18 protein-coding genes are annotated in these 22,911 nt (G+C 72.3%); 6 read left to right on the top strand and 12 right to left on the bottom strand.

Annotated features, from left to right (window positions below):
- Positions 1-183 precede the first annotated feature (183 nt).
- Both dxs and ACFWJW_RS06020 read left to right on the top strand, forming a co-directional pair.
- Entirely contained in the window at positions 184-2,235 is a 2,052-nt protein-coding gene (dxs, locus tag ACFWJW_RS06025) for a 1-deoxy-D-xylulose-5-phosphate synthase (protein ID WP_387235556.1), read from the top strand.
- A gap of 196 nt (positions 2,236-2,431) precedes the next feature.
- Positions 2,432-3,958: an amino acid permease gene (locus ACFWJW_RS06020; RefSeq protein ID WP_387235553.1), complete on the top strand. Its 1,527-nt coding sequence runs from the start codon at positions 2,432-2,434 to the stop codon at positions 3,956-3,958.
- A 73-nt stretch (positions 3,959-4,031) separates the two neighbouring features.
- Here ACFWJW_RS06020 and ACFWJW_RS06015 read toward each other — a convergent pair whose 3' ends face one another.
- From ACFWJW_RS06015 to ACFWJW_RS06000, 4 genes are all read right to left on the bottom strand, one after another.
- Positions 4,032-4,508 (bottom strand): SRPBCC family protein, encoded by a 477-nt coding sequence (locus tag ACFWJW_RS06015; RefSeq protein WP_387235550.1) that lies wholly within the window; start codon positions 4,506-4,508, stop codon positions 4,032-4,034.
- A 129-nt stretch (positions 4,509-4,637) separates the two neighbouring features.
- Positions 4,638-5,030 carry an NTP pyrophosphohydrolase gene (locus tag ACFWJW_RS06010; protein WP_387235547.1) on the bottom strand — a complete coding sequence of 131 codons (393 nt, stop codon included), beginning with the start codon at positions 5,028-5,030 and terminating at the stop codon, positions 4,638-4,640.
- 102 nt (positions 5,031-5,132) lie between these two features.
- The gene (locus ACFWJW_RS06005) at positions 5,133-7,268 is read right to left on the bottom strand and encodes a 3-hydroxyacyl-CoA dehydrogenase NAD-binding domain-containing protein (protein ID WP_387235545.1); all 2,136 of its coding nucleotides are present in this window, start codon (positions 7,266-7,268) and stop codon (positions 5,133-5,135) included.
- Between the two features lie 73 nt (positions 7,269-7,341).
- Complete coding sequence (locus tag ACFWJW_RS06000) at positions 7,342-8,568, bottom strand: thiolase family protein (RefSeq protein WP_387235542.1); 1,227 nt, start codon at positions 8,566-8,568, stop codon at positions 7,342-7,344.
- Positions 8,569-8,818: 250 nt separating this feature from the next.
- Here ACFWJW_RS06000 and ACFWJW_RS05995 point away from each other — a divergent pair, with 250 nt between their 5' ends.
- Positions 8,819-9,514: a PepSY domain-containing protein gene (locus ACFWJW_RS05995; RefSeq protein ID WP_387235539.1), complete on the top strand. Its 696-nt coding sequence runs from the start codon at positions 8,819-8,821 to the stop codon at positions 9,512-9,514.
- A gap of 54 nt (positions 9,515-9,568) precedes the next feature.
- On the opposite strand, the gene ACFWJW_RS05990 is transcribed toward ACFWJW_RS05995, so the two are convergent.
- The 3 genes from ACFWJW_RS05990 to ACFWJW_RS05980 form a co-directional block, all read right to left on the bottom strand.
- Positions 9,569-10,843, bottom strand: coding sequence for an HRDC domain-containing protein (locus ACFWJW_RS05990; protein WP_387235536.1), 1,275 nt, complete (start codon positions 10,841-10,843; stop codon positions 9,569-9,571).
- Positions 10,844-10,920: 77 nt separating this feature from the next.
- On the bottom strand, positions 10,921-11,583 hold the full coding sequence (locus ACFWJW_RS05985) for a response regulator transcription factor (RefSeq protein WP_018536954.1): 663 nt from the start codon (positions 11,581-11,583) through the stop codon (positions 10,921-10,923).
- Positions 11,584-11,915: 332 nt separating this feature from the next.
- Complete coding sequence (locus tag ACFWJW_RS05980) at positions 11,916-12,572, bottom strand: DUF3000 domain-containing protein (protein WP_042159585.1); 657 nt, start codon at positions 12,570-12,572, stop codon at positions 11,916-11,918.
- 147 nt (positions 12,573-12,719) lie between these two features.
- Between ACFWJW_RS05980 and hemE the strand changes: the two genes are divergently transcribed.
- Positions 12,720-13,787, top strand: a complete 1,068-nt coding sequence (gene hemE, locus ACFWJW_RS05975; protein ID WP_387235531.1) for a uroporphyrinogen decarboxylase — start codon at positions 12,720-12,722, stop codon at positions 13,785-13,787.
- A gap of 64 nt (positions 13,788-13,851) precedes the next feature.
- Here the strand turns inward: hemE and ACFWJW_RS05970 are convergent, their stop codons facing one another.
- Positions 13,852-15,234 (bottom strand): FAD-dependent oxidoreductase, encoded by a 1,383-nt coding sequence (locus ACFWJW_RS05970; protein WP_387235528.1) that lies wholly within the window; start codon positions 15,232-15,234, stop codon positions 13,852-13,854.
- A 221-nt stretch (positions 15,235-15,455) separates the two neighbouring features.
- A complete protein-coding gene (locus tag ACFWJW_RS05965; protein WP_387235525.1) occupies positions 15,456-16,652 on the bottom strand; it encodes a thiolase family protein in 1,197 nt (398 codons plus the stop codon).
- A gap of 320 nt (positions 16,653-16,972) precedes the next feature.
- Here ACFWJW_RS05965 and hemG point away from each other — a divergent pair, with 320 nt between their 5' ends.
- On the top strand, positions 16,973-18,433 hold the full coding sequence (gene hemG, locus ACFWJW_RS05960; protein WP_387235522.1) for a protoporphyrinogen oxidase: 1,461 nt from the start codon (positions 16,973-16,975) through the stop codon (positions 18,431-18,433).
- An 11-nt stretch (positions 18,434-18,444) separates the two neighbouring features.
- Complete coding sequence (gene hemQ, locus ACFWJW_RS05955; RefSeq protein WP_387235519.1) at positions 18,445-19,197, top strand: hydrogen peroxide-dependent heme synthase; 753 nt, start codon at positions 18,445-18,447, stop codon at positions 19,195-19,197.
- 84 nt (positions 19,198-19,281) lie between these two features.
- Here the strand turns inward: hemQ and ACFWJW_RS05950 are convergent, their stop codons facing one another.
- The 3 genes from ACFWJW_RS05950 to ACFWJW_RS05940 form a co-directional block, all read right to left on the bottom strand.
- Positions 19,282-20,970, bottom strand: coding sequence for an alpha/beta hydrolase (locus tag ACFWJW_RS05950; protein WP_387235516.1), 1,689 nt, complete (start codon positions 20,968-20,970; stop codon positions 19,282-19,284).
- Between the two features lie 84 nt (positions 20,971-21,054).
- A complete protein-coding gene (locus ACFWJW_RS05945) occupies positions 21,055-21,855 on the bottom strand; it encodes a TIGR04222 domain-containing membrane protein (RefSeq protein ID WP_387235513.1) in 801 nt (266 codons plus the stop codon).
- Between the two features lie 73 nt (positions 21,856-21,928).
- Entirely contained in the window at positions 21,929-22,909 is a 981-nt protein-coding gene (locus ACFWJW_RS05940) for a TIGR04222 domain-containing membrane protein (RefSeq protein ID WP_387235510.1), read from the bottom strand.
- Positions 22,910-22,911 lie beyond the last annotated feature (2 nt).

The following is a 22,911-nucleotide window of genomic DNA, read 5'->3' as shown; positions in this document are numbered from 1 at the left end:
GCATCATCCGGTGGGGGCCGGTCCGCGTGCGCTGACGTACGTCGTGCGGTGTGCGGGGACCCGGTTCACCCGAGTGACATACATCGCAAGGCCCGGGCGTCGGCGCGGCGGGCGCGACATTAGACTCATCTGATCGGCAAGCTCGATCCACGGCAGCAGGCAGCAAGCAGCAAGGAGGCAGGGGTGCAGGAGGTGCCGCGCAAAGCGCGTCCGGCCGGGGCGGTGGCGGGCGACGGGAGGGCGCTGCTTTCCCGTATCAAGGGACCGCGCGATCTGGACCGACTGGACGCGGAGCAGCTGGAGCAGCTGGCGGGGGAGATCCGTACCTTCCTTGTCGATGAGGTGTCCAAGACCGGCGGACACCTCGGCCCGAACCTCGGTGTGGTCGAGCTGACCATCGCCCTGCACCGTGTCTTCGACTCCCCGAAGGACAAGGTCCTCTTCGACACCGGGCACCAGTCCTACGTCCACAAGCTGCTCACCGGCCGTCAGGACTTCTCCAAGCTCAAGGCGAAGGGCGGCCTGTCCGGTTACCCCTCCCGTGCCGAGTCCGAGCACGACGTCATCGAGAACAGCCACGCCTCCACGGTCCTGGGCTGGGCCGAGGGCATCGCGAAGGCCAACGAGGTGCGCGGCTGCGACGACCGGGTCGCCGCGGTCATCGGTGACGGCGCGCTGACCGGCGGCATGGCCTGGGAGGCGCTCAACAACATCGCCGCCGCCAAGGACCGCCCGCTCGTCATCGTCGTCAACGACAACGAGCGCTCCTACGCCCCGACCATCGGCGGCCTCGCCAACCACCTGGCCACGCTCCGCACCACGGACGGCTACGAGCGCTTCCTGGCCCGCGGAAAGGACCTGCTGGAGCGCACGCCCGTCGTCGGCAAACCGCTCTACGAGACCCTGCACGGCGCCAAGAAGGGCCTGAAGGACTTCATCGCCCCGCAGGGCATGTTCGAGGACCTGGGCCTGAAGTACGTCGGCCCGATCGACGGTCATGACATCGAGGCGTTGGAGTCCGCGCTGACGCGCGCCAAGCGCTTCGGCGGCCCGGTCATCGTGCACTGCCTCACCGAAAAGGGCCGCGGCTACCAGCCCGCCCTCCAGGACGAGGCGGACCGCTTCCACGCCGTCGGCAAGATCCACCCCGACACCGGCCTGCCCATCTCCTCGGGCGGCAAGGACTGGACCTCCGTCTTCGGCGACGAGATGGTCGAGCTCGGCAAGGAGCGCAAGGACATCGTCGCCATCACGGCGGCCATGCTCCAGCCCGTCGGCCTGGACAAGTTCGCCAAGGCTTTCCCCGACCGCGTCTTCGACGTCGGCATCGCCGAGCAGCACGGGGCGGTCTCCGCCGCGGGCATGGCCACCGGCGGTCTGCACCCGGTCTTCGCGGTCTACGCCACCTTCCTCAACCGCGCCTTCGACCAGGTGCTGATGGATGTCGCGCTGCACAAGTGCGGCGTCACCTTCGTGCTGGACCGGGCCGGCATCACCGGCACCGACGGCGCCTCGCACAACGGCATGTGGGACATGTCGATCCTTCAGGTCGTCCCCGGCCTGCGGATCGCCGCGCCGCGCGACGCCGACCAGGTCCGCGCCCAGCTGCGGGAGGCCGTCGAGGTCGATGACGCGCCCACCGTGGTGCGCTACTCCAAGGGCGCCGTCGGCCCCGCCGTGGAGGCCGTCGGACGGGTCGGCGGCATGGACGTGCTGCGCGAGCCCGCCGAGGGCGTCACCCGGCCCGACGTCCTCCTGGTGTCCGTCGGCGCGCTCGCCCCGATGTGCCTGGAGATCGCCGACCTGCTGGACAAGCAGGGCATCTCCACCACGGTCGTCGACCCCCGCTGGGTCAAGCCGGTCGACGCGGCGCTGCCGGGGCTGGCCGCCAAGCACCGGGTCGTGGTCACCGTCGAGGACAACGTCCGTTCCGGCGGCGTCGGTTCGGCCGTCGCCCAGGCGCTGCGCGACGCGGGTGTGGATCTGCCGCTGCGCGACTTCGGCATCCCCGAGCAGTTCCTCGACCACGCCTCCCGCAAGGAGGTCATGGCGGAGATCGGGCTCACCGCACCGGACATCGCCCGCCAGGTCACCGGCCTGGTCTCCAAGATCGACGGGCTGCCCCAGCCCCCGCTCCGGCCGGCCGGGGAAGACTCCGCCGACGACCCCGTGGACGCCTCCGAGGACGCCCGCGCCAAGGGTGCGGCCGAGCCGGCCGAGGCCACCCGCGACTGATTCCGCCGACGGCACGATGGGCCGGGCCGGTCATCCGTACGGATGTCCCGCCCGGCCCATCGGCATACGTACGGCCGCACCCCATCGGGTGAATCCCCTCCGTCCGGAGGCCCGCCGAAGCTGACTGTTTCCCGACATTGCGGAGACTCGGTCAGTTCAGGAGAGTTGCGAGGGTCGTCCAGGCGGAGGTTCGCCCATGAGCACACAGCACGGCACACCACACGATTCACGCCGCAATCGCGGTCTGTTCCGGACGAAGACTGTAGAACAGTCGATCCGGGATACCGAGGAGCCGGAGCACACGCTCAAGAAGTCCCTGTCGGCGCTCGATCTGACCGTCTTCGGTGTCGGTGTCGTCATCGGCACCGGGATTTTCGTCCTCACCGGAAAAATCGCCAAGGAACAGGCCGGGCCCGCCGTCGCGCTGTCCTTCGTCGTCGCGGGCGTGGTCTGCGCGCTGGCGGCGCTGTGTTACGCGGAGTTCGCCTCCACCGTGCCGGTCGCCGGATCGGCCTACACCTTCTCGTACGCCTCACTGGGGGAGCTGCCGGCCTGGATCATCGGCTGGGACCTGATCCTGGAACTCGCCCTGGGCTGTGCGGTGGTCGCGGTCGGCTGGTCCGGCTATGTGCGCTCACTGCTGGACTCCGCCGGACTGCATCTGCCCGCCGCTCTGTCCGGCACCCATGAGGGGCGGTTCGGCTTCGATCTGCTCGCCTTCCTCCTCGTTCTGCTGCTGACCGCGATTCTGGTGTTCGGGATGAAGCTGTCCTCGCGGGTGACGGCGGTGGTCGTCGGGATCAAGGTCACCGTCGTCCTGCTGGTCATCGTCGCCGGTGCCTTCTTCATCAACGGCGCCAACTACACACCCTTCATCCCGCCCAGCGAGCCCAGTGAAGCCGGCGGCGGCCTGGCCGCCCCGCTGTCCCAGCTGATGTTCGGCTTCGCCCCGGCCAACTTCGGGACCATGGGCATCTTCGCCGCGGCCGCCGTGGTCTTCTTCGCCTTCATCGGCTTCGACATCGTGGCCACCGCCGCCGAGGAGACCCGCAATCCGCAGCGCGACGTGCCGCGCGGCATCCTCGGCTCACTGGCGATCTGCACTCTCCTCTATGTGGCCGTGTCGATCGTCGTGACCGGCATGCAGAAGTACAGCAAGCTCTCCACCGACGCCCCGCTCGCCGACGCCTTCAAGGACCTCGGGCAGCCCTTCTTCGCCGGCGTGATCAGCTTCGGCGCCGCCGTCGGGCTGACCTCCGTCAGCATGATTCTGCTGCTCGGCCAGAGCCGGGTGTTCTTCGCGATGAGCCGGGACGGGCTGCTGCCGCGGGCCTTCTCCCGGTCCCACCCGCGGTTCGGCACCCCCTACCGCTCGACCATCGCGCTGGGCGCCGTCGTCGCCGTCGTCGCCGGCTTCACCTCGATCGACGAACTCGCCGAACTGGTCAATATCGGCACCCTGTTCGCCTTCGTCGTGGTCGCCGTCGGCGTCATCCTGCTCCGCCGCTCCCGGCCCGATCTGCCCCGCTCCTTCCGCACCCCGCTGGTACCGCTGGTGCCGCTGCTCTCGGTGGCCGCCTCGGTGTGGCTGATGCTCAATCTGCCCGCCGAGACCTGGGTGCGGTTCGCCATCTGGATGGTGCTCGGCTTCGTCATCTACTTCCTGTACGGGCGCTCCCACAGCCGCCTCGGCCGCCGCAACCGGCAGCCCGCCAAGGACTGACGGCCCGCACTCTTCCGGGCCCTCCGCTCGCCCCGTATGCCGCGCCCGCCGTGGCATACGGGGCACGACGCCCTTACCTGCCGGTGACGAGCCCGGCCAGATGGTGCAGCGAGTTGCTGAGATGTTCCGGGCCGAACGGCGGGAACCGGATGTACTCCCGGACGGACGGCGGCACCGCCGACCAGTCATAGGTGAGCGTGACCTCGGTCCCGGACGGACCGAGCGGCGCGAGGTCGTAGCGCCAGATCCAGCCGCCGAACTCCAGCCGCCCGTCGTCCTTCTCCGTCCCCGTCCGCCAGCCGATGGCGCGCGGCGGATCGAGCACCTGGACCTGGTTGGCCACCCGGTAGTCGCCGTCCGGATGGTTGGCGTGATACATGTCCATCCGGAAGATCTGCCCCACCTCGGTCAGCGGCGCCCGGTCGGCGGCTTCCTGCACCCAGCCGGTGCCATCGATCGCGGAATGGGCCGTCGGGTCCGCCAGCACCGCGAACACCCGCGCGGCGGGCGCGGCGACCGTCAGGCCGGCGCTCACGTTCTCCTGGTCCACGGTGTGCACGCTCCTTGTCCTCTCGTCCCTGGCCTCCCGCGGGCGCGGAAGGGGACGCTCTCACAGGGCAGACGACGCGGCGCGGCGGAATTCATCGGTCACCCGTGAAGGCACCCCCTAGGGCTTGCCCTAATCCCCGCCGCGCCCCCGCCCCCACACCGCCCGCGGGCCCGTCACCCGGGCGCCCAGGGCCTGGACCCGGTCCCGTAGTTCGCGGTCCGCGGTGACCACCAGACAGTCCCGGCCGGCGCCCTCGTCCGCCACCAGCTGCACGATCCGGTCGTCGCCGCTGCCGGCCGCCGGTACCACCCGGACGCCCTCGACGGACTGGACGCCGCGCGCCGCGCCCTCGACCACCAGGACCATCTCCAGGGGCGGCGGCACCAGCCCCGGCAGCCCCCCGGCCGCATAGCCGGGCAGCGCGTCGCGCAGCCGCTCCGCCGCGCCGTGCCGGTCCCGCCACCAGCCGTCGGGCACCGAGCCGACGACATTCGCGGCATCGACAATGACCAAGGAATCCATGGCGTTACCCTCCCATGCCGGGCCGCCGCCGGACCCGGGCACACGAAAGCGCGGGCCGGCTCCGCCGAGCCGGCCCGCGCCTTCGCTGTCAGCTGTGCACCCTTAGGCGGGCACGCTCGCGATACCCGGGGCCAGGAACTTCTTGCCCCGCACCCGCTCGGAGACCCCCGCACGGTCCAGGTACGGCGTGATGCCGCCCAGGTGGAAGGGCCAGCCGGCGCCGGTGATCAGGCACAGGTCGATGTCCTGCGCCTCGGCGACCACACCCTCGTCCAGCATCAGGCCGATCTCCTGCGCGACGGCGTCCAGGACGCGGTCGCGGACCTGCTCCTCCGTCAGCACCGAGTCGCCCTGCTTGAGCAGCGCGGCGACCTCGGGGTCCAGCTCCGGCTTGCCGGAGTCGTAGACGTAGAAGCCGCGCTTGCCGGCCTCGACGACGGCCTTGAGGTTCGGGGAGACCGTGAAGCGGTCCGGGAAGGCGCGGTTGAGCGTCTCGGAGACGTGCAGACCGATCGCCGGGCCGACCAGCTCCAGCAGCACCAGCGGCGACATCGGCAGACCGAGCGGCTCGATGGCCTCCTCGGCGACGTCGACCGGGGTGCCCTCGTCGATGACGTTCTGGATCTCGCCCATGAAGCGGGTCAGGATGCGGTTCACGACGAACGCCGGGGCGTCCTTCACCAGTACCGCGGTCTTCTTCAGCTTCTTGGCGACACCGAAGGCCGTGGCCAGCGAGGCGTCGTCGGTCTTCTCGCCGCGGACGATCTCCAGCAGCGGCAGGATCGCGACCGGGTTGAAGAAGTGGAAGCCGACGACCCGCTCGGGGTGCTTCAGCTTCGACGCCATCTCGGTGACCGACAGCGAGGAGGTGTTGGTGGCGAGGATCGCGTGCGCCGGGGCGACGGCCTCGACCTCGGCGAACACCTGCTGCTTGACGCCGATCTCCTCGAAGACCGCCTCGATGATGAAGTCGGCGTCGGAGAAGCCCTCGGCCTTGTCGAGGACACCGGAGACCAGGGCCTTGAGGCGGTTGGCCTTGTCCTGGTTGATCCGGCCCTTGCCGAGCAGCTTGTCGATCTCGGCGTGGACATAGCCCACACCCTTGTCGATGCGCTCCTGGTCGATGTCGGTCAGCACGACCGGCACCTCCAGGCGGCGCAGGAACAGCAGGGCCAGCTGCGAGGCCATCAGACCGGCGCCGACGACACCGACCTTGCTGACCGGACGCGCCAGGTTCTTGTCCGGCGCACCGGCGGGTCGCTTGGCGCGCTTCTGCACCAGGTTGAACGAGTAGATGCCGGCGCGGAGTTCGCCGCCCATGATCAGGTCCGCCAGGGCCTGGTCCTCGGCGTCGAAACCGGCCTGGAGGTCGCCGTCCTTGGCGGCCGCGATGATGTCCAGCGCGCGGTAGGCGGCCGGGGCGGCGCCGTGCACCTTGCCGTCGGCGATGAACCTGCCCTTGGCGACGGCCTGGTCCCAGCCCTCACCGCGGTCGATCTCGGGGCGCTCGACCGTCACGTCGCCCTTGAGGACGTTCGCGGTCCAGATCAGCGACTGCTCCAGGAAGTCCGCGCCCTCGAAGATCGCGTCCGCGATGCCGAGATCGAAGACCTGCCGGCCCTTGAGCTGCTTGTTCTGGTTGAGCGAGTTCTCGATGATGACCGAGACGGCCTTGTCCGCGCCGATGAGGTTCGGCAGCAGCGCACAGCCGCCCCAGCCGGGGACGAGACCGAGGAAGACCTCGGGCAGCGAGAAGGCGGGCGCGGCCTGGGAGACCGTGCGGTACGAGCAGTGCAGACCGACCTCGACGCCGCCGCCCATCGCCGCACCGTTGTAGTACGCGAAGGTCGGCACGGCCAGCTTCGACAGCCGCTTGAAGACCTCGTGGCCGCCCTTGCCGATGGCCAGCGCGTCCTCGTGCTTCTTCAGCAGCTCGACGCCCTTGAGGTCGGCGCCGACGGCGAAGATGAACGGCTTGCCGGTGAGGCCGACGCCGACGATGTCGCCGTCCGCGGCCTCCTTCTCGACCTGGTCGATCGCGGCGTTGAGGTTCGCCAGCGAGCCCGGACCGAAGGTGGTCGGCTTGGTGTGGTCGAAGCCGTTGTCGAGCGTGATCAGCGCGAACTTGCCCGCGCCGTACGGCAGATCGAGGTGGCGGACGTGCGCCGACGTGACGACCTCGTCCGGGAACAGCTCGGCCGCACCCTTCAGGAGTTCGGCGGTGGTGGTGGTGCTCATGCCGCTCCCTCGCTTCGCTCGGTCGAGCATGCGCACATGCTGCACCTATCCATTGTTCCCTCGCTGCGCTCGCTCACTTGTCGCCTCCGGCGTCCTTGTGGTTCGGGTTCTCCCAGATGACCGTCGCGCCCATGCCGAAGCCGACGCACATGGTGGTCAGGCCGTAGCGGACCTCCGGCTGCTCCTCGAACTGCCGGGCCAGCTGCGTCATCAGCCGCACACCGGAGGAGGCCAGCGGGTGGCCGAAGGCGATGGCGCCGCCGTACTGGTTGACGCGCGCGTCGTCGTCCGCGATGCCGTAGTGGTCGAGGAAGGCGAGCACCTGCACGGCGAACGCCTCGTTGATCTCGAAGAGGTTGATGTCCTCGATGCCCAGGCCCGCCTTGGCGAGCGCCTTCTCGGTGGCCGGGATCGGGCCGTAGCCCATGACCTCGGGCTCGACGCCGGCGAAGGCGTAGGAGACCAGGCGCATCTTGACCGGGAGGTTGTGCTCCCGCGCGAAGTCCTCGGAGGCGACGATCGAGGCGGTGGCGCCGTCGTTGAGGCCGGCGGCGTTACCGGCGGTGACGCGGCCGTGCGTACGGAACGGCGTCTTCAGGCCCGCGAGGTTCTCCAGGGTCGTCCCCGGACGCATCGGCTCGTCGGCGGTGACCAGGCCCCAGCCCGTCTCGCCGACCTCCGCGTTGGTGTTGCGCACCGAGATCGGCACCAGATCCTGCTGGATCTTGCCGTTCGCGTACGCCTTCGCCGCCTTCTCCTGCGAGCGCACCGCGTACTCGTCGGCGCGCTGCTTGGTGATGTGCGGGTAGCGGTCGTGGAGGTTCTCCGCCGTCATACCCATGAACAGGGCCGACTGGTCGACGAGCTTCTCGCTCACGAACCGCGGGTTGGGGTCGACGCCCTCGCCCATGGGGTGGCGGCCCATGTGCTCGACACCACCGGCGATGACGGCGTCGTACGCACCGAAGGCGATGGAGCCGGCGGTCGCCGTGACGGCGGTCAGCGCACCGGCGCACATGCGGTCGATGGAGTAGCCGGGGACGGACTGCGGGAGGCCCGCCAGGATGCCGGCCGTGCGGCCGATGGTCAGACCCTGGTCACCGATCTGGGTGGTCGCGGCGATGGCGACCTCGTCGATCTTCGCGGGGTCCAGGGCCGGGTTGCGGCGCAGCAGCTCCCGGATGGCCTTCACGACGAGATCGTCGGCGCGGGTCTCGTGGTAGATGCCCTTCGGGCCCGCCTTGCCGAACGGGGTGCGGACGCCGTCGACGAAGACGACGTCCCTAGCGGTACGAGGCACGTTGGCTCTCCTCCAGGTGCGGGATGGCACTGCTGCTGCGGGGCGCCCCGAGGGGCGCTTCACACCGACATGCTACTTACGGGTAACCAAGCTGCACACCCCCACCGCCCGGAGCGTTGAAGGTCACACCCGGCGGACGCCCGGGCTGCCGCGCGGCGGCGCCACAACCGGCGGAAACCGGCGATCGAAAAGAGCCGAATACCGTCGGGTCTTGGCGCAATTCATCCCATCACACACCTAAAGTGCCCATATGGATACGAATAGGAGTGGTGTCGTGGTCCGGCGCGGACGTCCGGCGGGCCCGCGCACGATCGGACTGGTCTGTGCCGTCGCCGCCGCGGGCGCGCTGCTGTCGGGCTGCGGGAACAGCGGCAGCGACACGGCAGGCCCCCAGAAGAGCGCGGCCCCCTCGCGGGCGGTGCCCGCCACCGCCGCCTCGCCGAGCGGTTCGCTCAGCGCGGACCAGGCCCAGCGCAAGGCTCTGATCCCCAAGGCCAAGACGGACTACCAGCAGGCGCTGAAGGCCGCGATCGCGGCCGTCCCGTCCTCGGAGGCGATCGCCGCGGAGCTCAAGGGGACGCCCGCCAGCCCGTATTGGGACACCGTGGTGGGGACGACCGACGGGAAGGCGTACGAGGTGCGCGTCGACGCGGTCTCCGGCCAGGCCCAGAAGCCGCAGCCCCAGTCTGACGATCCCGATGACAAGCAGCAGCTGGCCGCCCGGCTGTCCAAGGCCACCGTCACGGCCCAGCAGGCCGCGGAGACGGCCACCGAGAAGACGAAGGGCACCGTCACCACCATCGAGCTCGGCGACGCCGACCACGGCAACAACGACACCGTGGCGTGGACGGTGGGCGTGGTGACCACCGACGACTGGAACGAGACCACGTACGAGATCGACGCGACCAACCGCAAGGTCCTGTGGATGCACGTCGATCAGGACTGAGCGACCACCCCTTCCGCCCCGGGCCGGAGTCCCGCTCCGCCCGGGGCGGCCGCGTCAGCCGGCGTCCGTCAGCAGCGCCTCGGTGAGGATCGGCGCGACCTGCTCGATCTGCCAGGGGCGCGCGCCGTGGCCGGACAGCACCTCGGCGACCGCTTCCAGGGTCGGCTCGGCCGGCGGCTCCCAGCACAGCCGGCGCACCGTGTCCGGAGTGATCAAGTTCTCCTGCGGGAGATTCAGGTTCTCGGCGAGCGCGGTGACCGCCGCGCGGGCGGCCGACAGCCGGGCCGCGGCGGCCGGGTCCTTGTCGGCCCAGGCACGGGGCGGCGGCGGGCCGTTGAGCGGCTGGCCGGGCTGCGGCAACTCGCTCTCGGGCAGCGCACGGGCGCGGTCCACGGCGGCCTGCCACTGCTCCAGCGCCCGGCGGCCCATCCGGTGGCCGAAGCCGGGCAGCCCCGCCAGCGCGTGACTGTTCGGCGGCAGGCTCAGCGCCGCCTCCACGATCGCGGCATCCCCCAGCACCTTCCCGGGCGAGACATCGCGCCGCTGGGCGACCTGGTCACGGGCCGTCCACAGCTCCCGTACGACCGCCATCTGGCGGCGCCGGCGGACCTTGTGCATGCCGGACGTCCGGCGCCAGGGGTCCTTGCGGGGCGGCGGCGGGGGAGCGGCGGCGATCGCCGCGAACTCCTGCCGGGCCCACTCCAGCTTCCCCTGCTGCGTCAGCTCCTCCTCCAGCGCGTCCCGCAGATCCACCAGCAGCTCGACATCGAGCGCGGCATAGCGCAGCCAGGGCTCGGGCAGCGGGCGGGTGGACCAGTCGACGGCGGAGTGGCCCTTCTCCAGGGCGTAGCCGAGGACGTTCTCGACCATGGCGCCCAGGCCGACCCGGGCGAAGCCGGCCAGCCGCCCGGCCAGCTCGGTGTCGAACAGCCGGGTGGGGACCATCCCTATGTCACGCAGACACGGCAGGTCCTGGGTGGCGGCGTGCAGCACCCACTCGGCGTCGCCGATCGCCTCCCCCAGCGCCGACAGGTCGGGGCAGCCGACCGGGTCGACCAGCACACTGCCGGCGCCCTCGCGGCGCAGCTGTACGAGGTAGGCGCGCTGACCGTAGCGGTAGCCCGAGGCCCGCTCGGCGTCGACGGCCACCGGGCCCGTACCGGCCGCGAAGGCGGCCACGACCTCGGCGAGTGCCTCGTCCGTGGCGGTCACCGGGGGGATGCCCTCGCGGGGCTCCAGGAGAGGGACCGGCGCCGGTCGGGGGTCCGGAGGCGAGTCTCCGGTTGCTCGCAGTGTCGTGTCTGCTGCGGTCTTTTGGGCGTCGGTCACCAGTCAAGGGTATCTGTGTATGCACGTCGCCCGTCGAGGGAACGTTCCCTCGACGGGCGAGCCGGTCGTGTGGACGGTCAGTGAATGATGCCGGTGCGCAGGGCGACGGCCACCATTCCGGCCCGGTCGCCGGTGCCGAGCTTGCGGGCAATACGGGCGAGATGGCTCTTGACGGTCAGCGCCGACAGCCCCATCGAGACGCCGATGGCCTTGTTGGACTGGCCCTCCGCCACCAGCCGCAACACCTCGACCTCGCGCCCCGACAGCTCCCGGTAGCCGCCCGGGTGACCGGGGGCGCCCGGGGGGCGGCGCTGCATACGGGCCGCGTTGGCGCCGATGGGCGAGGTGCCGGGGCGGCCGGGAAGGCCCAGGTTGGTGCGGGTGCCGGTGACGACATAGCCCTTGACGCCGCCGGCCAGGGCGTTGCGTACGGCACCGATGTCGTCGGCCGCGGACAGCGCGAGGCCGTTCGGCCAGCCCGCCGCCCGGGTCTCGGACAGCAGCGTGAGGCCGGAGCCGTCGGGAAGGTGGACGTCGGCAACGCAGATGTCGCGCGGATTGCCGACGCGGGGACGGGCCTCCGCGATCGACGACGCCTCGATCACGTCGCGCACTCCGAGGGCCCACAGGTGGCGGGTGACGGTGGAGCGCACGCGAGGGTCGGCCACGACGACCATGGCCGTCGGCTTGTTCGGGCGGTAGGCGACCAGGCTCGAAGGTTGCTCGAGAAGAACAGACACCGGGCCTCCTGGGGGGAGTGGCGGGGGACGGACGCCGACTTGGGGGAGCCGGAATGATCCGTGTTTGAAGGGTCACTGACCTCTTCGGCAGCAAACCGGCGGGACTTTAGACTTTGATCACGATTTAGTTAGGGGCAATTCGGGCAAATCGGATGCGTGATCGATCACGGTGAGCACCCGGTGCGCACCGAGATGATCAAAGCCGTACGCGATGCCGCCCGGACCTCGTCACCGGACCTCGTCAGGGGAGCCGGCGGGGCGGGCGGGCAGCGAAACGACCGCCGGGCCGACGGTGTGGGAACACCGCGGCCCGGTCCCGGGGAGTGCGTAATTCAGCGCGGCTGGGCGCCGCGGCGCTGCGGCAGCGGCACGATCCCGCCGCGCGTCGTCATGTCGAGCGGGGCCGGCGGCAGGCCCGCGACCTGGCACAGAAGATCGCACCACGCCGACAGGTGCGCCGCCAGATCCGGCACCCCGCCGGGGCCCTCGGCCGGCGTCCAGGACGCCCGGATCTCGATCTGGGTCGCCGGCTCACGCGCCGCGAGCCCGCCGAAGTAGTACGAGCCGGCCCGGGTGACCGTCCCGCTCGGTGCGCCGTAGTGCACCCCGCGCGCGTCCAGCGCCCCCGTGAGCCACGACCAGGACACCTCCGGCAGCAGCGGATCGGCGCCCATCTCCGGCTCCAGCTCCGCCCGCGCCAGCGTCACCACCCGGAACGTGCCGTGCCATGCCTCGTCCCCGGCCGGGTTGTGCAGCACCACCAGCCGGCCGTCCGCCAGATCCCGGTCCTCGCCGTCCGGACCCGCGCCGCGCTCGACGACCGCCGCCTCCAGCGCGTACGCGAACGGGGCGAGCCGTTTCGGCGCGGGGGTCGGATCGATCTCGATCTCCGGCCGCAGTCGTGCCGCGCGGAGCGCCTCGACCGCCTGACGGAAGGGGATCGGGGCCTCGTCCGCGCTGTCCGCGAGGTGTTCGTGAGCCGCAGCCATGCCCGGAAGATTAGGCGGAACCGGGCCCGCATACGGGGAGGACACCCGGTGCGCGCGTCGCCCATTCGGAGGCGCCCCCGGGCGCATGCGGAGATATCGGCCACCTGCCCCGATGGGCGGGCGGGCCGTCGTGCGAAGATTTGGGGCGTGAGCGCCAACAACCAGGCCACGGGCCAGCAGCAGACCGCTACGTACGACTCGGCTTTCCTCAAGGCGTGCCGACGGGAGCCGGTGCCGCACACCCCGGTGTGGTTCATGCGCCAGGCGGGGCGCTCGCTCCCCGAATACCGCAAGGTCCGCGAGGGCATCGCGATGCTCGACTCGTGCATGCGGCCCGAGCTGGTCACCGAGATCACGCTTCAGCCCGTGCGCCGCCACAACGTCGACGCCGCCATCTACTTCAGCGACATCGTGGTCCCCCTCAAGGCCATCGGCATCGACCTCGACATCAAGCCCGGCGTCGGCCCGGTCGTCGAGAACCCGATCCGCACCCGCGCCGATCTGGAGCAGCTGCGCCCCCTGGAGACCGGCGACGTCTCCTACGTCACCGAGGCCATCGGCATGCTCGTCCGCGAGCTGGGCGGCACCCCGCTGATCGGCTTCGCCGGGGCGCCCTTCACGCTCGCCAGCTACCTCGTCGAGGGCGGCCCGTCGCGCAACCACGAGCGCACCAAGGCCCTCATGTACGGCGACCCGCAGCTGTGGGCCGACCTCCTGGACCGGCTCGCCGACATCACCGCCGCCTTCCTCAAGGTCCAGATCGCCGCCGGGGCGAGCGCGGTGCAGCTCTTCGACTCCTGGGTCGGCGCGCTCTCCCCGGCCGACTACCGCCGCTCCGTGATGCCGGCCTCCGCCAAGGTCTTCCGGGCCGTCGAGGGCCTGGGCGTGCCGCGGATCCACTTCGGTGTCGGCACCGGTGAACTCCTCGGCCTGCTGGGCGAGGCGGGCGCGGATGTCGTCGGCGTCGACTGGCGGGTCCCGCTGGACGAGGCGGCCCGCCGGGTCGGCCCCGGCAAGGCGCTCCAGGGCAACATCGACCCGGCCGTGCTCTTCGCCCCCCGCGAGGCCGTCGAGACCAAGGCCCGTGAGGTCCTCGACGCCGCCGCCGGCCTGGAGGGCCACATCTTCAACCTCGGCCACGGCGTCCTGCCGACCACCGACCCGGACGCGCTGACCCGCCTGGTCGAGTACGTCCACACGCAGACGGCACGCTGAGCGAGGCCGCCGCGAGGACGGGGACGGCGGCCGGGCCGGGGCGGTCCGGCGCCGCACCGCCGGGTCAGGCCCCGGCGGCCCGTACGGCCCCGGCCGCCTTGCGGGCCGCCACCAGGACGGGGTCCCAGACCGGGGAGAACGGCGGGGCATAGCCGAGGTCGAGGGCGGTCATCCGCTCCACCGTCATACCGGCCGTGAGCGCGACCGCCGCGATGTCCACCCGCTTGCCGGCGCCCTCGCGGCCGACGATCTGCACCCCCAGCAACCGGCCCGTACGGCGCTCGGCGAGCATCTTGACGTGCATCGGGCGGGCGCCGGGGTAGTAGCCGGCGCGGTTGGTGGCCTCGACGGTCGCCGTGACGAAACGCAGTCCGGCGGCCAGCGCCTCCCGCTCCAGGAGCCCCGTCCGGGCGATCTCCAGATCGCAGACCTTGCTGACGGCCGTGCCGACGACACCGGGGAAGGTGGCATAGCCGCCGCCCACATTGGCGCCGATGACCTGCCCGTGCTTGTTGGCGTGGGTGCCCAGCGCGATATGGCGGGTGCGCCCGGAGATCAGGTCCAGCACCTCCACACAGTCGCCGCCGGCCCAGATGTGGTCCTGGCCGCGGACCCGCATCGCGAGATCGGTGAGCAGCCCGCCGGACTCGCCCAGCGGCAGCCCGGCCGCGGCGGCGAGCGTGGTCTCGGGGCGGACCCCCAGACCCAGCACGACCACATCCGCCGGGTACTCGCCGTCCTCGGTGGTGACCGCGCGGGCCCGCCCTTCCGTATCGGTCAGCACACCGGTGACGGTCGTCCCGCACACCGTCTCGATGCCCATCCCGCACATCGCCTCATGGACGAGCGCGCCCATGTCCGGGTCCAGGGTGGACATCGGCTGGGCGCTCTGCTCCAGGACGGTGACCGCATAGCCGCGACGGATCAGCGCCTCGGCCATCTCCACGCCGATGTAGCCCGCGCCCACGACGACCGCCCGCCGGCCGGACGACGCGTCGAGGGTGTCCAGCAGGGCCTGGCCGTCGTCGAGGGTCTGCACGCCGTGCACCCCCGGCGCGTCGATCCCCGGCAGACCGGGGCGGCGTGGCCGGGCGCCGGTGGCGATCACCAGCTTGTCGAAGCCGGTCCAGGACTCCCGGCCGCCGTCGTCCAGCTCCCGGGTACGCACCCGGCCGCGGTCCAGATCGAGTTCGGTGACCTCGGTACGCATCCGCAGATCGATGTCCCGGGCCCGGTGCTCGTCGGCCGTACGGGCGATCAGCGCCTCCGGGCCGTCGACGTCGCCGCCCACCCAGTACGGGATGCCGCAGGCGGAGTACGAGGTGAAGTGGCCGCGCTCGAAGGCGGTGATCGTCAGCTCGTCGGGCTTCCGCAGCCGGCGTGCCTGCGATGCCGCGGCCATCCCCGCCGCATCGCCTCCGACGACCACCAGCCGCTCCGTCGCCATGCCGGGTCCCCTTCGCCGAGTGGGTGCTTCGTGGTGTGGGTGGTGCGCTGTGCGGGTGGTGCGTCGTGCGAGTGCTTGTCGTGTGGGGTGCCGGCGACTTTCGTGTCCTGGAGGTGCGGGCGCCCGGGCCCGTTACGTTACGGCCCGCACGGTGTCCGCGCGGGCCGGCCGGGCCCGCGCCGCGCGGCGGACACCGGCGGTCCGGCCCGCCGGGGCGGTGCTCAGCGCTCCAGGACCAGTGCCAGCCCCTGGCCCACGCCGATGCACAGTGCGGCGAGTCCGGTGCCCGAGCCCAGGGCGGCGAGTTGGTGGGCCACCGAGCCCGCGAGACGGGCGCCGGACGCGCCCAGCGGGTGGCCGATGGCGATGGCGCCGCCGCGCGGGTTCACCACCGCGGGGTCCAGCTCCGGCCACTGCCCGATACAGCCCAACGCCTGGGCCGCGAACGCCTCGTTGAGCTCGAAGGTGGTCACCTCGTCGAAGCCGCGCCCGGACCGCTCCAGCGCGCGCCGGACCGCCTCCACCGGGCCCAGGCCGAACAGCTGCGGCTCGACGCCGGTCACCGCGCTCGCACGGATACGGGCCAGCGGCTCCCGCCCGGTGGCCCGCAGCCCCTCCTCGTCGACCAGCAGCAGTGCGGCCGCACCGTCGTTGAGCGGCGAGGAGTTCCCGGCGGTGACCGTGCCGCCGGCCGGGCGGAACACCGGCTTCAGCTTGGACAGCGACGTCAGGGAGGACGCCTCCCGGATCGCCTCGTCGCGCACCAGGTCCACGTCCGGCAGCGGTACGACCTCGGCGTCGTAGGCGCCCTCCTGCCAGGCACGCACCGCCTTCTGGTGGCTGGCCAGCGCGAAGACGTCCTGCTGTTCGCGGGTGATGCCGTGCTGGTCGGCGATCTGCTCGGCGCCCTCGCCCAGCGCGACCGTCCACTCCGGCTGCATCCGCGGATTGACCATCCGCCAGCCCAGCGTCGAGGAGAACATCTCCTGATGGCCCGCCGGGTAGGCGCGTTCGGGCTTGCGCAGCACATAGGGGGCCCGGCTCATCGACTCCACGCCGCCCGCCACCGCGATATGCGCATCGCCGTGCGCGATGGCGCGGGCCGCCTGGATGACCGCCTCCAGGCCCGACCCGCACAGCCGGTTCACGGTCACGCCGGGGACGGTCACCGGCAGCCCGGCCAGCAGCACCGCCATCCGCGCCACATTGCGGTTGTCCTCGCCCGCACCGTTCGCATCGCCGAAGCAGACGTCGTCGATGCGCGCCGGATCGAGGTCCGGAGTGCGGTCCACCAGGGCCTTGACCACATGGGCGGCGAGGTCGTCGGGCCGTACCCCGGCCAGCGCGCCGCCGTACTTGCCGACGGGGGTCCGTACGGCATCGACGATGTACACATCCCGTACGCGTGGGTCGGTCATCAGGCGCTGTCCTCGCTGTCCCGGCTCGGCATCGGTGCGGCGGTACGAAGATCGAAGCCCGCCGACCACGAGTCTTTGCCCGTCGCCGCCCGCTGTCAACGGGGCTCCCGGACACCTTCCGCCGCCGTATCGGACGCTTCGGCCGCCCCGGTGCCCTGCCGCTTCCCCGGCTTCCCCGTCCGTACAGCTTCCCGCATGACGCGCCCTCTCGAAGTGGCGTGCCGTTGTGGGCCCTTCGACGGACGCGGCCCACCGGGGCCGCCGTCCGCGGATCGCGATCCGGTCACGGTCGTGTCGGTGGGCTCTGAGAGAGTGGAGGCATGAGCGCAGCGCACACCCGTACGGGCCGCGAGCCCGGTCATGCCGTCGTCATCGGTGGAGGCATCTCCGGGCTGGCGGCCGCGCACCGCCTCCTCGAAGGCGGCGCCCGGGTGACCGTCCTGGAGGCGTCCGGCCGGCTCGGCGGGAAGCTGCGAGCCGGTGCGATCGCGGGCGTCCCCGTCGATCTCGGTGCCGAATCGATGCTGGCGAGGCGCCCGGAAGCGGTGGACCTCGCGCGCGAGGTCGGGCTCGGCGACCGTCTCCAGCCGCCCGCCACGGCCAACGCGGCGCTGTGGACCCGCGGTGCGCTGCGCCCGATGCCCAAGGGACACGTCATGGGCGTCCCCGGGGATCTCGGTCTGCTCGCCGCCTCCGGGGTGATCTCGCCGGAGGGGATGGCGCGGATCGCCGAGGACGAGACGCTGGCGCGGACCGAGGCCGGTGAAGACGTCGCGGTCGGCGCCTATGTCGCCGCCCGGCTCGGCCGGGAGGTCGTCGACCGGCTCGTCGAGCCGCTGCTCGGCGGCGTCTACGCGGGCGACGCCTACCGCATCTCGATGCGCGCCGCCGTCCCGCAGCTCTTCGAGGCCGCCCGTGCGCAGCGCTCCCTGATCGAGGGCGTACGAGCCCTCCAGGCGCGCGCCGCCGCCACCGCGCCTCCGGGCGGGCCGGACCGGACCCCTCCGGTCTTCATGGGCATCGACGGCGGCATCGGGACGCTGCCGGCCGCCGTCGCCGAGGCCGTCCGCCGGGCCGGCGGCGAGATCCACCTCGGGACCCCCGTCCAGGCCCTCCACCGGTCCGCGGGGGAGGGCTGGCGGATCCGCCTCGGCGACCGGACCATCGAGGCCGACGCGGTCGTGCTGGCCACGCCCGCCGGCGCCGCGGCGGGCCTGCTGCGCACCGAGTGCCCCGACGCGGCCGCCGCGCTGGACACCGTCGACTACGCCTCGATGGCGCTGGTCACCATGGCCTTCCGCCGCGCCGACCTGGACCGGATGCCCGGCGGCAGCGGTTTCCTCGTACCGCCCGTCGACGGCCACCGCATCAAGGCCGCGACCTTCGCCAGCCACAAATGGGGCTGGATCGACGCCGCCGACCCCGATCTCTTCGTGCTGCGCACCTCCCTCGGCCGGTACCAGGACACCGCCGACCTCCAGCGCGACGACTCCGAACTGGTCGCCCTCTCGCTCGCCGACCTCGGCGCGGCGGCCGGCCTGGCCGCCCGGCCGGTGGCGAGCACGGTCACCCGCTGGGAAGGCGGACTGCCGCAGTACTCCGTCGGCCATCTGGAGCGGGTCGCCGGGATCCGCGCGGCGGTCGCCCGGATGCCGGGTGCGCTGCGGGTGTGCGGCGCGGTCTACGACGGCGTCGGCATCCCGGCCTGCATCGGCTCGGCGCGCCGCGCCGCGGACGAGCTCCTCGGCACCCTGACGCCGGACGCCGTCCCCGCCGAGTGAGAATGGACCACATGACAGACGCTTCCACTCCCGCTTCCGCGCCGCAGCCCCCCGCGGCGCCCGAGAAGGTGCCGCACGCCGGCAAGAAGGCCAAGGACCTCAACGAGGTCATCCGCTACACCCTCTGGTCCGTGTTCAAGCTGCGCGAGGTCCTCCCGGAGGACCGCAGCGGCTTCGCCGACGAGGTCGAGGAGCTGTTCGCGCAGCTCGCGGCCAAGGACGTGGTGGTCCGCGGCACCTACGACGTGTCCGGCCTGCGGGCCGACGCGGACCTGATGATCTGGTGGCACTCGGAGAGCTCGGACGCCCTCCAGGAGGCGTACAACCTCTTCCGCCGGACCCGTCTGGGCCGTGCGCTGGAGCCGGTGTGGTCGAACATGGCGCTGCACCGTCCCGCCGAGTTCAACAAGTCGCACATCCCGGCCTTCCTGGCCGACGAGCAGCCGCGCGCCTATGTGAGCGTCTACCCCTTCGTGCGCTCCTACGAGTGGTACCTCCTCCCCGACGAGGACCGCCGCCGGATGCTGGCCGACCACGGCAAGATGGCCCGCGGCTTCCCGGACGTGCGCGCCAACACCGTGCCGTCCTTCTCGCTCGGCGACTACGAGTGGGTGCTGGCCTTCGAGGCCGATGAGCTGTACCGCATCGTCGACCTGATGCGTCATCTGCGCGGCTCCGAGGCGCGGATGCACGTCCGCGAGGAGATCCCGTTCTACACGGGGCGGCGCAAGCCGGTCGCCGAGCTGGTCGCGGGTCTGGCGTAACCGGACGCGCGCGTCCGGGCGGGCCCCGGACACCGCACCGCGGGCCGCCCCCTCAGGGACGGCCCGCGGCGCAATGGGGGGCGGCTACTTCCCGGGCAGGGCGTGCTGGGCCCGGGTCGCCTGCTGGCCCGGCAGCGGCTCCGCGCGCGGTGCGCAGTAGGCCCGGTGCGCCGGGACCTTCCCGTGCAGCAGATACGCCTCGGCGTACTTGGTCACACAGGCGTTGTCGTTGAACGCGATGCCGTGGGTGCCCGCGCCGTTCTCGGTGACCAGTGAGGAGCCGGGCAGCCGGCGCTGGAGCTCCAGCGCCCCCCGGTACGGCGTCGCCGCGTCCCGCTCGGCCGCCAGCAGCAGCACCGGCGGCAGCGCACCGGGCTCCGTATGGACATCGAGCGGACCACGCCGCCCATGGAGCGCGTCGTCGACCTGGGTCCTGGCCACATGGCCGGCGACATCGGCCAGGTCCCGCCCGGCAGCGGGGTGGTCCGCGCGGCGCACCGCGGCGTCGAGCTCGGCCGCGGCCGACGCCGGCCGGTCGGGCCAGAAGGCGCACGGCAGATTCATCCAGGCGTTGTCCCAGGTCTCGAACGGGGCGATCCGGGCGATCTCCGTGTTGTCCCGGTTCCACGTCCGCCATGCGCGCGGCCAGGGCGCGTCATTGCACTCCACGGCCGTGTAGACGGCGTTGCTGTTCTCCTCGGCGGCGGCGCCGGTGTCCCGGGGCAGGGCCTGGGCGATCAGCGGCTTGGGGTTGCCGTGCAGGTACCCGGCGAGCGCCTCGGCGCGCATGGGCCAGAAGGCGTCGTTGTAGCCGGTCTTCAGGAACGCCGACTGGAGCTGGCCGGCGCCGATCTTCCCGTTGAGCGGGGTGCGGCGCAGCTTGCTCGCGGCCTTGTTGTACGCCTGCTGCACCGCCTTCTTGGTCGTACCGAGGTGGTACTGGGCGTGGTGCCGGGCGACCCAGCGCAGCCAGTCGCCCCAGCGGCGCTCGAAGGCGATGTCCTGGTCGAGGTTGTTCTGGTACCAGATCTTCCGGGGCGCGGGATTGACCACACTGTCGAAGATCATCCGCCGTACGTGGCCGGGGAACAGCGTCGCGTAGAGCGCACCGAAGTACGTCCCGTACGACGCGCCCATGAACGTCAGCTTCTTCTCGCCGAGCGCGGCCCGCAGCATGTCCAGGTCGCGGGCGTTGTTGACGGAGTTGTAGTACGGCAGGTCCGCGCCGGCCCGGCGGACACAGCCGCGGGCGTACTCCCTGGCCTCCGCCCGCTTCCGGTGCTTGAAGGCGGCATCGGGGTGCATCCGGCTGTCGGTGGGCGCCTTGGCGAACTCCTTGGGGTTCTGGCACGACAGCGGCGCCGAGCGGCCCACACCCCGTGGCGCATAGCCCACGAAGTCATAGGCCCGGGCCACCCTGCGCCACTTGGGGAGCGTCCCGTAGAGCGGGAACTCCATGCTGGACGCGCCGGGGCCGCCGGGGTTGAAGACCAGGGAGCCCTGCCGCTCACCGCGCGCCGTGGCGCGGATCCGGCTGACGGTGAGGTGGATCTTCTTGCCGTCGGGGCGCGCGTAGTCGAGGGGAACGGTGAGTCTGCCGCACTCGACGGTCGACGGCAGATGCTCCACCGCGGCGCAGCGGCCGAATTCGATGCGGTGCGGAACGGGTGCGGGTGGCGCGGCGGCGGCCCCCGTGGCGCCGCCTGCCGGGGCAGTGGCGAGGGCGGTCACCAGCAGCGACCCGATGGTGCCGTACAACGCAAGTGCTCTCACTGGCCGTCCCTTCGTGTGTGCATACAAAAGGGATAGTTGGGGCGGCGATTGTCGTTGTAAAGCACCTGGCTCCGGTGTCGGAGGCTATGCCCCGGAAGAGTGGAGCGCGGCGCGCAAGGCGGGATCGGTGAGGGCGGCGGGGCCGCGGAGGGCAAGAGTGATGAGGGAGGCGGGCGTGGCAGGGGCGGCGGGGGAGTGGCCCACGCCGGGCAGTTGCCGCTCGCCGGCGGTGGTGGCCCAGTCGCTGTACGGGTGGAGCTCGAAGCGGGCCACGGCCCAGGTCCCGAGGGTGAGGATCAGCGGCAGCGAGAACCAGGCCAGCAGCAGCCCGGTGTCCGCGCCGGCCGGAGCCATCCAGTAGGAGGCGGCGGCGGACAGCAGCACCAGCAGGGCGGCGCCCTGCACCAGACGGACGGCGCTGCCGACACCCGGACGGACCGTGGCGGGCACCGCCAGCCCGTCGGTCACCAGCCGGTCGGCCACCTGCCGCACCGCGTCGTCGCCGACCAGGGCGTCCCGTATCGCCGGTATGCGGCGCTGCCCTTCGGGGCCGATGGCGGTGAGGGTGGCGCGCTCGACGGCGTCCTGGCCGACCGGGTCGACGACGGTGGCCCAGCCGGTGTCGGCGAGCAGCAGCCGCCGCTGCTGGGCCATCAGCACCAGCACCACGTCGGCGAGTCGGTGCGGGCCGCCCGACAGGTACGCCATCTCGTACAGGGTCAGGCCGGGGCCGCGGCGCGCTGCGGCCGCATCCGGGACGGTCTCGGGAGCCGGCCGCGGGGCCGGCCCGGGGGTGGCGCGGGCCGCGGCGACCGCCGCACGGCAGAGCAGCGCACAGGACAGCACCGCCGCCGAACAGGCGACGAGGAAGAAGAGCAGCCACATGTCGGTATTTTTATGCGAGGCGACACGACGACCGCCACAAATTTCTCAGTATGCGGGCAGTGGCCCGCCGGGCTCAGCCACCCCCGCAGCCCCCGCCGCCGCAGCTCGACCCGCCCCCGCACGACGAGCCGCCCCCACAGCTCGCACCGCCGCCGCACGACGAGCCGCCGCTGCCGCATCCGGACCCGCCGTCGGAGGAGCCGCACCAGGAGCCACCGTCGCTCCCCGAGCCGCTCCCGGAGGCATCGGACGCGGCGCTGCCGGACGCCGCGGAGCCGCTGCCCGCCGCGGCCCGCTGCGCCTCCTCGAACTGCTGCCGCAGCAGTTCGTCCGCGATCAGCGCCGTACCGCCGAGCGCCACCACCAGCCCGGCGGGCTGCCAGGCCCCGCCCGCGCCCGCGTGGGCGGACGCCGCCTTCGCGGTGTGCAGGGCGAACGACCCCGCCCTGGTGATCCGCCGGGTGAACGCCTTCCGGCACAGCGACGCCACGACCAGACCACCGATCACCGCGGGCGCGGTCGTGACGACCGGCGGCACCGCGAACCCGTCGTCCCCGCCGGACCCGGCGACCGAGAGCAGCACACCCACGAGGAAGAGCACCCCGCACGCCGCCATCTGGACGCCCGCCCACCGGCGCCAGCCCCGGCCGAGCCGCGGCCGGCGCAGCAGTCCGCGGGCCGCCAGCCCGTCGCCGACGCCCTGTACCGCCGCGCTGCGCATCGCCGTGGCCCGCAGCGCGGCGAGTGCCCCGCCGGGTGTCCGGGCGATCGCGTCCAGCACGGCCGCCTCGACGGCGTCCCGGGCGAGCGCCTGGCGCACGGTCACCACTCCGGGGCCGCCCACGGCCAGCCGGCCGTCCTCGTGCATCCCGGCGAGCGCGGCGTCCACCACCCGCCCGGGGCCGCCGGCCAGGAACGCCATCTCCCACACGTCATGGGCCAGGGCGTCGGTCCGCCGGACGGACGGGGTGCGCAGCCGCACCCATACGGTGCCGAGGATCAGCACCAGTGACGAGGCGGCGATCCCCGCGTACACCGACTGGGGGTAGGACATCG

The sequence above is a fragment of the Streptomyces sp. NPDC127097 genome, assembly GCF_042724075.1.
Taxonomy (GTDB): Bacteria; Actinomycetota; Actinomycetes; order Streptomycetales; family Streptomycetaceae; genus Streptomyces.
The sequence above is the reverse complement of the archived record's forward strand: the minus strand, read 5'-3'. Positions and strand labels throughout refer to the sequence as shown.